The organism is Enterobacter sp. 22466 (genome assembly GCF_052044775.1).
GTDB lineage: Bacteria > Pseudomonadota > Gammaproteobacteria > Enterobacterales > Enterobacteriaceae > Enterobacter > Enterobacter dissolvens.
On the sequence record NZ_JBQENX010000013.1, the window covers coordinates 25,830 to 39,381 of the forward strand.

General features: G+C 55.6%; 13 protein-coding genes. 11 read left to right on the forward strand and 2 right to left on the reverse strand.

Annotation, left to right across the window (positions count from 1 at the left end; all coding sequences use genetic code 11):
- Positions 1 to 9 precede the first annotated feature (9 nt).
- The gene (gene metJ, locus ACTJJI_RS23680) at positions 10 to 327 is read left to right on the forward strand and encodes a met regulon transcriptional regulator MetJ (protein WP_003862042.1); all 318 of its coding nucleotides are present in this window, start codon (positions 10 to 12) and stop codon (positions 325 to 327) included.
- Positions 328 to 375: 48 nt separating this feature from the next.
- On the opposite strand, the gene rpmE is transcribed toward metJ, so the two are convergent.
- Positions 376 to 588 carry a 50S ribosomal protein L31 gene (gene rpmE / locus ACTJJI_RS23685; RefSeq protein ID WP_003862040.1) on the reverse strand — a complete coding sequence of 71 codons (213 nt, stop codon included), beginning with the start codon at positions 586 to 588 and terminating at the stop codon, positions 376 to 378.
- 200 nt (positions 589 to 788) lie between these two features.
- Between rpmE and priA the strand changes: the two genes are divergently transcribed.
- The 7 genes from priA (at position 789) to rraA (ending at position 8,760) form a co-directional block, all read left to right on the forward strand.
- Positions 789 to 2,984 (forward strand): primosomal protein N', encoded by a 2,196-nt coding sequence (gene priA / locus ACTJJI_RS23690; RefSeq protein WP_047360301.1) that lies wholly within the window; start codon positions 789 to 791, stop codon positions 2,982 to 2,984.
- Positions 2,985 to 3,061: 77 nt separating this feature from the next.
- The gene (gene cytR / locus ACTJJI_RS23695; protein ID WP_375794147.1) at positions 3,062 to 4,129 is read left to right on the forward strand and encodes a DNA-binding transcriptional regulator CytR; all 1,068 of its coding nucleotides are present in this window, start codon (positions 3,062 to 3,064) and stop codon (positions 4,127 to 4,129) included.
- Between the two features lie 93 nt (positions 4,130 to 4,222).
- The gene (gene ftsN / locus ACTJJI_RS23700; protein WP_063411847.1) at positions 4,223 to 5,227 is read left to right on the forward strand and encodes a cell division protein FtsN; all 1,005 of its coding nucleotides are present in this window, start codon (positions 4,223 to 4,225) and stop codon (positions 5,225 to 5,227) included.
- Between the two features lie 94 nt (positions 5,228 to 5,321).
- Entirely contained in the window at positions 5,322 to 5,852 is a 531-nt protein-coding gene (gene hslV, locus ACTJJI_RS23705) for an ATP-dependent protease subunit HslV (RefSeq protein ID WP_008501802.1), read from the forward strand.
- 9 nt (positions 5,853 to 5,861) lie between these two features.
- Positions 5,862 to 7,193, forward strand: a complete 1,332-nt coding sequence (hslU, locus tag ACTJJI_RS23710) for an HslU--HslV peptidase ATPase subunit (protein WP_014833755.1) — start codon at positions 5,862 to 5,864, stop codon at positions 7,191 to 7,193.
- A gap of 68 nt (positions 7,194 to 7,261) precedes the next feature.
- Positions 7,262 to 8,182, forward strand: coding sequence for a 1,4-dihydroxy-2-naphthoate polyprenyltransferase (gene menA / locus ACTJJI_RS23715; protein WP_047360303.1), 921 nt, complete (start codon positions 7,262 to 7,264; stop codon positions 8,180 to 8,182).
- 92 nt (positions 8,183 to 8,274) lie between these two features.
- Positions 8,275 to 8,760, forward strand: coding sequence for a ribonuclease E activity regulator RraA (gene rraA, locus ACTJJI_RS23720; protein WP_014833757.1), 486 nt, complete (start codon positions 8,275 to 8,277; stop codon positions 8,758 to 8,760).
- 584 nt (positions 8,761 to 9,344) lie between these two features.
- Here rraA and zapB read toward each other — a convergent pair.
- Complete coding sequence (gene zapB, locus ACTJJI_RS23725) at positions 9,345 to 9,584, reverse strand: septal ring assembly protein ZapB (protein WP_013099316.1); 240 nt, start codon at positions 9,582 to 9,584, stop codon at positions 9,345 to 9,347.
- 398 nt (positions 9,585 to 9,982) lie between these two features.
- Between zapB and ACTJJI_RS23730 the strand changes: the two genes are divergently transcribed.
- From ACTJJI_RS23730 to glpX, 3 genes are all read left to right on the forward strand, one after another.
- The gene (locus ACTJJI_RS23730; protein ID WP_014833759.1) at positions 9,983 to 10,828 is read left to right on the forward strand and encodes an MIP/aquaporin family protein; all 846 of its coding nucleotides are present in this window, start codon (positions 9,983 to 9,985) and stop codon (positions 10,826 to 10,828) included.
- A gap of 21 nt (positions 10,829 to 10,849) precedes the next feature.
- Complete coding sequence (gene glpK, locus ACTJJI_RS23735) at positions 10,850 to 12,358, forward strand: glycerol kinase GlpK (protein ID WP_013099318.1); 1,509 nt, start codon at positions 10,850 to 10,852, stop codon at positions 12,356 to 12,358.
- A gap of 123 nt (positions 12,359 to 12,481) precedes the next feature.
- Positions 12,482 to 13,492, forward strand: a complete 1,011-nt coding sequence (glpX, locus tag ACTJJI_RS23740; protein WP_440655788.1) for a class II fructose-bisphosphatase — start codon at positions 12,482 to 12,484, stop codon at positions 13,490 to 13,492.
- The last annotated feature ends 60 nt before the right edge of the window (positions 13,493 to 13,552 follow it).

The window sequence follows — 13,552 nt, forward strand, 5'->3', positions numbered from 1 at the left end:
AGGTATCTCATGGCTGAATGGAGCGGCGAATATATCAGCCCATACGCTGAGCACGGTAAGAAGAGTGAGCAAGTAAAGAAAATTACGGTTTCCATTCCTCTGAAGGTGTTGAAGATCCTCACCGATGAACGTACGCGTCGTCAGGTGAACAACCTGCGCCACGCAACCAACAGCGAACTGCTGTGCGAAGCGTTTCTGCATGCGTTTACCGGCCAACCGTTGCCGAACGATGACGACCTGCGCAAAGAGCGTAGCGACGAAATCCCGGAAGAGGCGAAGGTGATCATGCGTGAACTGGGTATCGACCCGGAGACGTGGGAATACTGATTAGCGGATACAAAAAAGGCACCTTGCGGTGCCTTTTTTTCGGGAAACTTATTTAGCGCCCGGGATGCTGAAACGCTTGTTGAAGCGGTCAACACGGCCACCGGTTGCAACGTCACGCTGCTTACCAGTGTAGAACGGGTGGCATTTGCCGCACACGTCCAGGTTCAGATCGTGACCCACGGTGGAGCGGATCTGGATAGAGTTACCGCAAGAGCAGTTTGCAGTAATCATTTCGTATTTCGGGTGAATATCTTTTTTCATGGGAGAACCTCAGTTAAGGCCGCGTCGCTCTTCCAGCCCTAACGCCAGACACCACGCGATGTTGAATGTAAGTTCTTTGGCGTAAAGTACACCAAAGGCGGCGAATCATACAGAATTTGACCAACGTATGCAAACTGATCCGCACGCCGCTTTCACTAATGTGTATACTAACGCGCCACTTTTCAAGTCAGGAAGATTCGATGCCCGTCGCTCACGTTGCCCTGCCCGTTCCGCTTCCCCGCACGTTTGACTATCTGCTGCCCGACAGCATGAGCGTTAAAGCGGGCTGTCGCGTGACCGTGCCCTTTGGCAAACAGCAGCGCGTAGGGATCGTCGTCTCCGTCAGCGACAAGAGCGAGTTGCCGCTTAACGAACTGAAATCGGTCGTTGAGGTGCTCGATAGCGAGCCCGTTTACTCCACCAGCACCTGGCGACTGCTGCTGTGGGCGGCGGATTATTATCATCATCCGATTGGCGATGTTCTGTTCCACGCTTTACCGATTATGCTGCGCCAGGGCAAAAGCGCCAGCCACGCGCCAATGTGGTACTGGTTTGCGACCGAACAGGGCCAGGCGGTGGACATTAACAGCCTGAAGCGCTCCCAGAAGCAACAGCAGGCGCTGGCCGCCCTGCGTCAGGGGAAAATCTGGCGCCATCAGGTCGATGAGCTGGAAGTCAGCGAAACCGCACTCCAGGCACTACGAAAAAAAGGGCTGAGCGAGCTGGCAAGCGAGGCACCGGCCCTGTATGACTGGCGGGAGCAATTTTCCGTCTCTGGCGATCGCCTGCGCCTGAACACTGAACAGGCCACCGCCGTGGGGGCGATTCACAGCGCCTCCGATCATTTCTCCGCCTGGCTGCTGGCCGGGGTCACCGGATCCGGCAAGACAGAAGTCTATCTCAGTGTGCTGGAAAATGTGCTTGCGCAGGGCAAACAGGCGCTGGTGATGGTGCCGGAAATTGGCCTGACGCCGCAAACCATCGCCCGCTTTCGTGAGCGGTTTAATGCGCCGGTTGAGGTGCTGCACTCTGGCCTGAATGACAGCGAACGCCTCAGCGCCTGGCTGAAAGCGAAAAACGGCGAAGCGGCGATCGTGATTGGCACCCGTTCATCACTGTTTACGCCGTTCAAAAATCTTGGCGTCATTGTCATCGATGAAGAACACGACAGCTCTTATAAGCAGCAGGAAGGCTGGCGGTATCACGCCCGCGATCTGGCCGTCTATCGCGCGCACAGCGAGCAAATCCCCATTATTCTGGGCTCTGCTACCCCGGCGCTCGAAACGCTGCATAACGTTCGTCAGCGTAAATACCATATGCTGCGCCTGACGCGCCGCGCGGGGAATGCGCGTCCGGCCATTCAACACGTGCTGGATCTGAAAGGTCAGCAGGTGCAGGCGGGGCTAGCGCCCGCGCTTATTACCCGCATGCGCCAGCATTTGCAGGCGGGGAACCAGGTTATTCTGTTCCTCAACCGACGTGGCTTTGCCCCCGCACTGCTGTGTCACGACTGCGGCTGGATTGCCGAGTGCCCGCGCTGCGACCACTACTACACTTTCCATCAGGCCCAGCGCCATTTGCGCTGCCACCACTGCGACAGCCAACGCCCGGTGCCGCGTCAGTGCCCGTCGTGCGGGTCAACGCATATTGTGCCGGTTGGTCTGGGCACTGAACAGCTGGAACAGGCCCTGGAACCGTTCTTCCCGGACGTGCCCATTTCCCGAATCGACAGGGACACCACCAGCCGTAAAGGGGCGCTGGAACAGCAGCTGGCAGAAGTGCATCGCGGTGGCGCGCGCATCCTGATTGGCACCCAGATGCTGGCCAAAGGACACCACTTCCCGGACGTGACGCTGGTTGCCCTGCTGGATGTCGATGGCGCGCTGTTCTCTGCCGACTTCCGCTCAGCCGAGCGTTTTGCCCAGCTTTATACCCAGGTGGCCGGACGCGCGGGACGTGCCGGGAAACAGGGCGAAGTGGTACTGCAAACGCACCATCCTGAGCATCCGTTGCTGCAAACCCTGCTGCACAAAGGCTATGACGCGTTTGCCGAGCAGGCACTGGCTGAACGCCAGACCATGCAGCTTCCCCCGTGGACCAGCCACGTGATCATCCGCGCGGAAGATCACAACAACCAGCAGGCGCCGCTTTTCCTGCAGCAGTTGAGAAACCTTCTGCAGGCCAGCCCGCTGGTCGATAATCAATTGTGGATTTTAGGGCCGGTTCCGGCGCTGGCCCCCAAGCGCGGCGGACGTTTTCGCTGGCAGATTTTGCTGCAACACCCTTCGCGCATCCGTTTACAGCACATCGTCAGCGGCACGCTGGCCTTGATTAACACCCTGCCAGAAGCGCGCAAAGTGAAGTGGGTGCTTGACGTTGATCCCATCGAAGGCTGAAGACGGATCGAAAAATTTAACGTCCCTCACACTTTTTATGAAAATTCTGTAACCGATTCCATTAACTATCTGTAAAAATGGTGGCGTCAGAAGTTCGGTGTTCAGGCGAGGAGAAGACGTTGAAGTCCAGGAAAGAGGTTGCCACGGCGACCATGAAAGACGTTGCCCAGAAAGCACAAGTCTCTACGGCAACCGTGTCCCGCGCATTAATGAACCCGGATAAAGTCTCCCAGGCGACCCGCAACCGGGTAGAGCAGGCTGCGCTGGAAGTGGGGTATTTTCCGCAGGCAATGGGGCGTAACGTGAAACGTAATGAGTCGCGTACCATCCTGGTGATTGTGCCGGACATCTGCGATCCCTTCTTCAGCGAAATTATTCGCGGCATCGAAGTGACCGCTGCGGAGCAAGGGTATCTGGTGCTCATTGGCGACTGCGCGCACCAGAATCAGCAGGAAAAAACCTTTATTGACCTCATTATCACCAAGCAGATCGACGGCATGCTGCTGCTTGGCTCGCGCCTGCCGTTTGATGCCAGCATTGAAGAGCAGCGCAATTTACCGCCGATGGTAATGGCCAACGAGTTTGCGCCAGAGCTTGAGCTGCCAACGGTACATATCGATAACCTGACCGCCGCGTTCAACGCCGTTAACTATCTGCAGGAGCTGGGGCATAAACGGATTGGCTGCATTGCCGGGCCAGAAGAGATGCCGCTGTGTCACTATCGCCTGCAGGGCTATGTTCAGGCACTTCGCCGTACCGGCGCGACGGTTGACCCGCACTATATTGCACGCGGTAATTTTACCTTTGAAGCCGGTGGACAGGCGCTGGAAAAACTGCTGGCGTTGCCTGAGCCGCCTACCGCAGTGTTCTGCCACAGCGACGTGATGGCGCTGGGCGCATTATCGTATGCGAAACGCCGCGGCCTGCGCGTACCGAAAGATTTGTCGATTATCGGTTTCGATAATATTTCGCTTTCAGAATTTTGCGATCCCCCGCTCTCAACCGTTTCGCAACCACGCTACGACATTGGCCGTGAAGCGATGCTTCTCCTGCTCGATCAGTTGCATGGTCAAACAGTTAGCAGCGGTTCGAGGTTGCTGGACTGCGAGCTGATTGTTCGTGGTTCTACCCAGGCATTGACTTAAAGTAAATGTCTTTAGGACACCCTTATCTGGTCAAAGCCCCGCCGCTTAAGTAACATGGCGGACTGACGAACGAATAAATACAGCGAAACGATAGTGGCACAACGAGATTATGTACGTCGCGGCCAGCCGGCACCTTCGCGACGCAAAAAGAGTAGCGCAAAGAAAAAGCAACGTAACCTGCCTGCTGTCTCGCCAGCAATGGTCGCTATTGCTGCGGCGGTACTGGTGGCCTTTATTGGCGGCCTGTACTTCATCACGCACCATAAAAAAGAAGAGTCTGAGGCCCTTCAGGGCAACAAAGTGGTCGGAAATGGTCTGCCACCGAAGCCTGAAGAGCGCTGGCGCTATATTAAAGAGCTGGAAAGCCGTCAGCCTGGCGTGCGGGCGCCGACCGAGCCATCCGCCGGTGGCGAGGTGAAGAATGCCGATCAGCTCACGGATGAGCAGCGTCAGTTGCTGGCACAGATGCAGGCCGATATGCGCCAGCAGCCTACGCAGTTGAATGAAGTGCCGTGGAATGAACAAACGCCGGCGCAGCGTCAGCAAACGCTGCAACTGCAGCGCCAGCGTCAGGCACAGATTCAGCAGCAACAACAGCAGCAGCAGTGGACGCAAAGCCAGCCGGTCCAGCAGCCTAAAGCGCAGCCGCGCGTGACGGAACAGCCGTACCAGCAACCGCAGACGCGAACGGTGCAGTCTCAGCCTGTTCAGCAACAGCCGAAGACCCAGGCGCAGAAGCAAACGGCTCAACCGTATCAGGATCTGCTGCAGACGCCTGCGCATACCACCGCGCAGCAGCCGAAAACACAGCAGGCCGCACCGGTCACCAAAGAGACCGAGGCACCGAAGCAGACGGCTGAGAAGAAAGACGAACGCCGCTGGATGGTGCAGTGCGGCTCGTTCAAAGGTGCCGAGCAGGCAGAAACGGTGCGTGCTCAGCTGGCATTTGAAGGATTTGACTCGCGCATTACCACCAATAACGGCTGGAATCGCGTGGTGATTGGCCCGGTCAAAGGCAAAGAAAATGCCGATGGCACGATTTCTCGTTTGAAAGTTGCCGGTCACACAAACTGCATCCGACTTGCTTCCGGGGGTTGAAACCCCCAAATTCCCCCCCATCTATCTTTCTATTCAGCCCTGAGCACAGGCTCAGGGCTTCTGTTTCCCGATTCTGTAACCAGGGGGTCTGCTCGTGACAACAATAGTAAGTGTACGCCGTAACGGCCACGTGGTAATCGCCGGTGATGGCCAGGCCACGCTGGGTAATACCGTAATGAAAGGCAACGTGAAAAAAGTCCGTCGTTTATACAACGACAAAGTGATCGCCGGTTTTGCAGGCGGCACGGCTGATGCCTTCACGCTGTTTGAACTGTTCGAACGTAAACTGGAAATGCACCAGGGTCATCTGGTGAAAGCCGCCGTTGAGCTGGCGAAAGACTGGCGAACCGACCGCATGCTGCGCAAACTCGAAGCGCTGCTGGCCGTGGCCGATGAAACCGCATCGCTGATCATCACCGGTAACGGTGACGTCATTCAGCCGGAAAACGACCTGATTGCCATCGGCTCTGGCGGCCCTTATGCCCAGGCTGCAGCTCGCGCACTGTTGGAAAATACCGACATGAATGCACGTGATATCGCTGTGAAGGCGTTGGATATTGCAGGTGATATCTGCATCTATACCAACCACAACCACACCATCGAAGAATTGACCTCTAAAGCGTAAGGATCTCCCATGTCTGAAATGACCCCACGCGAAATTGTCAGCGAACTGAACAAACATATTATCGGCCAGGACAATGCCAAGCGCTCCGTGGCTATCGCCCTGCGTAACCGCTGGCGCCGCATGCAGCTCGATGAAGAGCTGCGCCATGAAGTGACGCCAAAAAACATTCTGATGATCGGCCCAACCGGTGTCGGTAAAACCGAAATCGCCCGTCGTCTGGCGAAACTGGCTAACGCGCCGTTCATCAAAGTTGAAGCCACTAAGTTCACCGAAGTGGGCTATGTAGGTAAAGAAGTGGACTCTATCATCCGCGATCTGACCGACTCGGCAATCAAGATGGTTCGCGTCCAGGCGATCGAGAAAAACCGCTATCGCGCGGAAGAGATGGCTGAAGAGCGCATCCTCGACGTGCTGATCCCGCCTGCGAAAAACAACTGGGGCCAGGCTGAACAGCAGGCTGAACCGTCTGCGGCGCGCCAGGCATTCCGCAAAAAGCTGCGCGAAGGCCAGCTGGATGATAAAGAGATTGAGATCGATCTCGCCGCCGCACCAATGGGTGTGGAAATCATGGCTCCTCCTGGCATGGAAGAGATGACCAGCCAGCTGCAGTCCATGTTCCAGAACCTGGGCGGTCAGAAACAGAAAGCGCGTAAGCTGAAAATCAAAGATGCGATGAAGCTGCTGATTGAAGAAGAAGCGGCGAAGCTGGTGAACCCGGAAGAGCTGAAGCAGGATGCTATCGACGCGGTTGAGCAGCACGGTATCGTGTTTATCGACGAAATCGATAAGATCTGTAAGCGCGGTAACGCGTCTGGCCCGGATGTCTCCCGTGAAGGTGTGCAGCGCGACCTGCTGCCGCTGGTTGAAGGCTGCACCGTCTCCACCAAACACGGGATGGTCAAAACCGACCACATCCTGTTTATCGCGTCCGGTGCGTTCCAGATTGCCAGCCCGTCTGACCTGATCCCGGAACTGCAGGGTCGTCTGCCTATCCGCGTTGAGCTGCAGGCGCTGACCACCGAAGATTTCGAACGTATCCTGACCGAGCCAAACGCGTCCGTGACCGTACAGTACAAAGCGCTGATGGCGACCGAAGGGGTGAACATTGAGTTCACCGAAGACGGTATCAAACGCATCGCCCAGGCGGCCTGGCAGGTCAACGAAACCACCGAGAACATCGGTGCGCGTCGTCTGCACACGGTGCTGGAACGCCTGATGGAAGATATCTCTTATGATGCGAGTGATCTGAACGGTCAAAGCATTACCATTGACGCAGAATATGTGGGTAAACACCTGGATGCGTTAGTGGCAGATGAAGATCTGAGCCGTTTTATCCTATAATCGCGGTTATTGCATTCTCATCACGTTTAATGGGGGCTAATGCCCCCATTTTTATTGGCTAAATAACTATGACTGATATCAGCCGTACTCAGGCGTGGCTCGAAAGTCTGCGCCCTAAAACCCTTCCTCTGGCCTTTGCCGCGATTATCGTCGGTACCGTCCTTGCCTGGTGGCAGGGGTATTTCGATCCGCTGGTTGCCGTGCTGGCGCTGGTCACCGCCGGTCTGTTGCAGATCCTCTCTAATCTTGCCAACGACTACGGCGATGCGGTTAAAGGTAGCGATAAACCTGACCGTATCGGCCCCCTGCGCGGAATGCAGAAAGGGGTGATTACCCAGGCTCAGATGAAGCGCGCGCTGATTATCACTGTGGCACTGATTTGTTTGTCCGGCCTGGCGCTGGTGACGGTCGCCTCGAAAACCACCAGTGATTTCATTGGTTTTCTGGTGCTGGGCCTGCTCGCCATTATCGCCGCCATTACCTACACCGTCGGCACGCGCCCTTACGGTTATATCGGCCTGGGTGATATCTCCGTACTGGTGTTTTTCGGCTGGTTGAGCGTGATGGGCAGCTGGTACCTGCAGGCGCATACGCTCATCCCTGCTCTTTTCCTGCCCGCGACCGCCTGCGGCCTGCTGGCAACGGCGGTACTTAACATCAACAACCTGCGCGATATCGACAGCGACCGTGAGAACGGCAAAAACACGCTGGCCGTGCGTCTGGGGCCGGTTAACGCGCGTCGCTATCATGCCTGCCTGCTGATGGGCGCCCTGCTCTGCCTCGGGCTGTTCAACCTGATCTCGCTGCATAGTCTCTGGGGCTGGCTGTTTGTGCTCGCCGCGCCGCTACTGATTAAACAGGCCCGCTTTGTGATGCGTGAACTCAGCCCGGCAGCCATGCCACCGATGCTTGAGCGTACGGTAAAAGGCGCATTGCTCACTAACCTGTTGTTCGTGATAGGGATTGTCCTGAGCCAGACGCTGAGTTAACTGACAAATATCAATTAACAATTGATGATTTTGCCAACAACGCATTTCGCACGATATACTGAACACATTCGCAGCAACAGAGCGTTAAACCTATGAAATACGATACCTCCGAGCTTTGTGACATCTACCAGGAAGATGTCAACGTCGTTGAACCGCTGTTCTCCAACTTTGGTGGGCGGTCGTCGTTTGGCGGACAAATCATCACGGTGAAATGTTTCGAGGATAACGGGTTGCTGTACGATCTGCTCGAACAGAACGGTCGTGGTCGCGTGCTGTTGGTCGATGGTGGCGGTTCAGTACGTCGTGCGCTGATAGATGCTGAACTGGCCCGTCTTGCCGTGCAAAACGAATGGGAAGGCATCGTGGTCTACGGTTCAGTCCGCCAGGTGGACGATCTCGAAGACCTCGATATCGGCATTCAGGCGATTGCTGCCATTCCGGTAGGCGCCGCGGGTGAAGGCATTGGCGAAAGCGATATCCGCGTCAATTTCGGCGGCGTGACCTTCTTCTCCGGCGACCATCTCTATGCCGATAACACCGGCATTATCCTCTCCGAAGATCCACTGGATATCGAGTAGTAAACAGTAAGCGAGCGCCATAAAAAAACCGCCAACAGCAATGTGGCGGTTTTTTTGTCCCTCGGGATTCGCGGTCCGTTGGGAAGGCTTGCAGGCTAACACCAAGGATCTTCATCATACTCTCGTCCAAACCCTGGGCAACCCCTCAGAACCTTAATAAAATCCTAATTGTGTATGAATACCTTAACACCACGGTTGCTGCTTATTATGATGCAGCGTCCCTTTCCGCCATCTCGCAAATGGGCATCGGTCCAGGGAAAGGTGTATTCACAACCGTAAAACAGGCTAATACCAAGGCTTGTGTCCACCGACTTATCACCGGTGGTGAACGGTGGAGCGGTTAGCAGCAGGGACCGCATAATGAAACGCTATTTATGTATTGCGTTCATTGTCGCCAGCGTACTCGTTGTGAAGAGTGATGAACCGAAAGTGTTTGTTGCTTTTACTACGACAGCGCAGGACAAGTAGCGTTAAGGCCGCCTCGGGCGGCCTTTTTTATGGTTATTGCCAAATTGCGATAATCATAAAAAAGCCGGGTGGCGGCTTCGCCTTACCCGGCCTGCTCAGTTCAATCCCAGGGGGAATTAAACCTCTTCCATACGTCCCAGCAGCGCCTGCAGACGTTCCTGCCAGCCGTTCTGCTGTTCACGCAGCTGGTTGTTTTCGCGCTCCAGTTCTTCACGGCCGTGCTGAGCGGTCTGCACTTCCTGCGCCAGGCTGTTATTCTTCTCTTTCAGCTCTTCAATTTCCATCTGCAGCAGCGTGATGGTGTCAATCGCCTGCTGTACTTTCGATTCCAGTTTCTCAAACACTTCTAAAGACATGATCCTACCTCTCCTGAATTGCAAGGCGACGCTTTAACGTAAACGCGCACAACATCTATGCCGATTGTATGAAGCCCCGTCGCCCCTGTCCAGCGACACACCGCGCAGATCGCGGTTTGCAACACTTTTCGGCCTCGTCCTGGTGCGTTCGCGGCAATTACCCCTAAGTTGTTAACTCATTAGTTAATGAAATGATTCAGCTCACATTCTCGCGCTGATGCAAAAATGCGCTTTATGGCGCGCAAACGCTCATTTTATTGACACAGACCACACATTTTGATTTCGATATTTCTCGTTTTTGCTCGTTAACGATAAATTAACACTATGTCTACAGGACATCATGGCTGTCACGGGCGGTCATGCTAACAATAAACATCAATCTCTTCAGGATTCCGATTATGAGTCAGACATCAACCTTAAAAGGCCAGTGCATTGCCGAGTTCCTTGGTACCGGGTTGTTGATATTCTTCGGAGTGGGCTGTGTTGCTGCACTGAAAGTGGCGGGTGCCAGTTTTGGTCAGTGGGAAATCAGTATCATCTGGGGTCTGGGTGTGGCAATGGCCATCTACCTGACTGCAGGGGTTTCTGGCGCACATCTTAACCCGGCGGTGACCATCGCATTGTGGCTGTTCGCGTGCTTCGACGGACGCAAAGTTGTTCCTTTCATTATTTCTCAATTTGCCGGCGCGTTTTGCGCAGCGGCGTTAGTTTACGGGCTTTATTACAATCTTTTCATCGACTTCGAACAGACGCATCATATGGTGCGCGGCAGTGTCGAAAGTCTGGATCTGGCAGGTATCTTCTCAACGTATCCAAACCCGCATATCAATTTTGTGCAGGCGTTCGCAGTTGAAATGGTGATTACCGCTATTCTGATGGGCGTTATCCTGGCGCTGACCGACGACGGAAACGGCATTCCGCGCGGCCCGCTGGCACCACTGCTGATTGGCCTGCTGATTGCGGTGATCGGCGCATCCATGGGCCCGCTGACTGGATTCGCGATGAACCCGGCGCGTGATATCGGACCGAAAGCGTTCGCCTTTATCGCTGGCTGGGGCAACGTGGCCTTCACCGGCGGCAAAGATATCCCTTACTTCCTGGTACCGCTGTTTGCACCGGTTGTCGGGGCTGCGCTGGGTGCGTTTAGCTATCGCAAATTAATTGGTCGCCACTTACCGTGCGACACCTGTGTGGACGAGGAGAAAGAATCGACTTCTGCCGCACAACAAAAAGCTTCGCTGTAATCTGACTACGGGACTTACACCATGACCGAAAAAAAATATATTGTTGCGCTCGACCAGGGCACCACCAGCTCCCGCGCTGTCGTAATGGATCATGACGCGAACATTGTCAGCGTATCACAGCGCGAATTTGAGCAAATCTATCCTCGTCCAGGCTGGGTAGAACACGACCCTATGGAGATCTGGGCATCGCAAAGCTCCACGCTGGTCGAAGTGCTGGCGAAAGCCGATATCAGTTCCGACGAGATTGCCGCGATTGGTATTACCAACCAGCGTGAAACGACCATCGTCTGGGAACGTGAAACCGGCAAGCCTATCTATAACGCCATCGTCTGGCAGTGCCGTCGTACGTCAGAGATCTGTGAACAGCTTAAGCGCGACGGTATGGAAGAGTACGTCCGCAGCGCCACGGGCCTGGTGGTCGACCCGTATTTCTCGGGTACCAAAGTGAAGTGGATCCTTGACCACGTGGAAGGTTCACGTGAGCGTGCAAAACGCGGCGAACTGCTGTTCGGCACCGTCGATACCTGGCTTATCTGGAAGATGACCCAGGGTCGCGTTCACGTCACGGATTACACCAACGCCTCGCGTACCATGCTGTTCAACATCAACACCCTGGAGTGGGATGACAAGATGCTGGACGCGCTGGATATCCCACGTGCCATGCTGCCAGAAGTACGTAAATCTTCTGAAGTGTACGGTCAGACCAACATCGGTGGTAAAGGCGGCACGCGTATTCCTATCGCCGGTATCGCCGGTGACCAGCAGGCGGCTCTGTTCGGCCAGCTGTGCGTGAAAGAAGGGATGGCGAAAAACACCTACGGTACCGGCTGCTTTATGTTGATGAACACTGGCGAGAAAGCGGTGAAATCAGAAAACGGTCTGCTGACTACCATCGCCTGTGGCCCACGCGGTGAAGTGAACTATGCGCTGGAAGGTGCGGTATTCATGGCGGGGGCATCCATCCAGTGGCTGCGTGACGAGATGAAGCTTATCAGCGATGCATTCGACTCCGAATACTTCGCCACCAAAGTGAAGGATACCAACGGCGTGTACGTGGTACCTGCGTTTACCGGTCTGGGCGCACCATACTGGGATCCGTATGCACGCGGCGCGATTTTCGGCCTGACGCGTGGTGTGAATTCCAACCACATTATTCGCGCCACCCTGGAATCTATCGCCTACCAGACGCGTGATGTGCTGGAAGCGATGCAGGCTGACTCCGGTATTCGTTTGCACGCTCTGCGCGTGGATGGCGGTGCGGTCGCGAACAACTTCCTGATGCAGTTCCAGTCTGACATTCTGGGCACCCGCGTGGAACGCCCGGAAGTACGTGAAGTGACCGCGCTGGGGGCAGCGTATCTCGCCGGTCTGGCCGTCGGCTTCTGGCAGAATCTGGACGAGCTGCAGGAAAAAGCGGTTATCGAACGTGAATTCCGCCCTGGCATCGAAACCACCGAGCGTAACTACCGCTACAGCGGCTGGAAGAAAGCGGTTAAACGTGCCCTGGCGTGGGAAGAGCACGAAGAGTAATCATACATTCCCTCTCCCCCGGGGAGAGGGTCAGGGTGAGGGGCTCCGGCTGCACCGGTCCCCTCGCCTCGCCCCACTCTGTGATAAACTTCGTGCAATTCCTTTTGATTGCACGAGTACCTCATGAAACGTGAACTTGCTATCGAGTTTTCCCGCGTTACCGAAGCCGCTGCCCTGGCAGGCTATAAATGGCTTGGCCGTGGCGACAAAAATACCGCCGACGGTGCGGCTGTCCATGCCATGCGCATTGTCCTCAATCAGGTCAATATTGACGGCACCATTGTGATCGGCGAAGGCGAGATCGACGAAGCGCCAATGCTCTACATCGGTGAAAAAGTGGGTACCGGCAAAGGCGATGCCGTGGATATCGCCGTCGACCCGATCGAAGGTACGCGCATGACGGCGATGGGACAGGCCAACGCGCTGGCCGTACTGGCCGTGGGCGACAAAGGCTGCTTCCTCAACGCACCGGATATGTACATGGAAAAGCTGATTGTCGGTCCTGGCGCGAAAGGCGCTATCGACCTCAGCCTGCCGCTGGAAGAGAACCTGCGTAATATCGCCAGCGCGTTAAATAAACCGCTGAGCGAACTCACCGTCACCATTCTGGCAAAACCTCGCCACGACGCCACCATCGCACAGATGCAAAAGCTGGGTGTACGCGTGTTTGCCATTCCGGATGGCGACGTGGCGGCCTCCATTCTGACCTGCATGCCAGACAGTGAAGTGGATGTCCTGTACGGTATTGGCGGCGCGCCGGAAGGCGTGGTCTCTGCTGCGGTGATCCGCGCGCTGGATGGCGACATGCAGGCCCGCCTGCTACCCCGCCATGAGGTCAAAGGCGACAGCGAAGAGAATCGTCGCATGGGCGAAGAAGAGCTGGCGCGCTGTGAGGCAATGGGTATTGAAGCCAATAAAGTCCTCGCACTTCACGAAATGGCCCGCAGCGACAACGTTGTTTTCTCCGCGACCGGCATCACCAAAGGCGATCTGCTGGATGGCATCACCCGCAAAGGCAACATGGCGACCACGGAAACGCTGCTGATCCGCGGCAAATCGCGCACCATTCGTCGCATTCAGTCAATTCACTATCTCGACCGTAAAGACCCGGACGTACAGACGCACATTCTGTAAAACCGTTTGATCGATAGAGCTTTCCGGCCCGAATGGGCTGGATATCTTCACCACAAATAC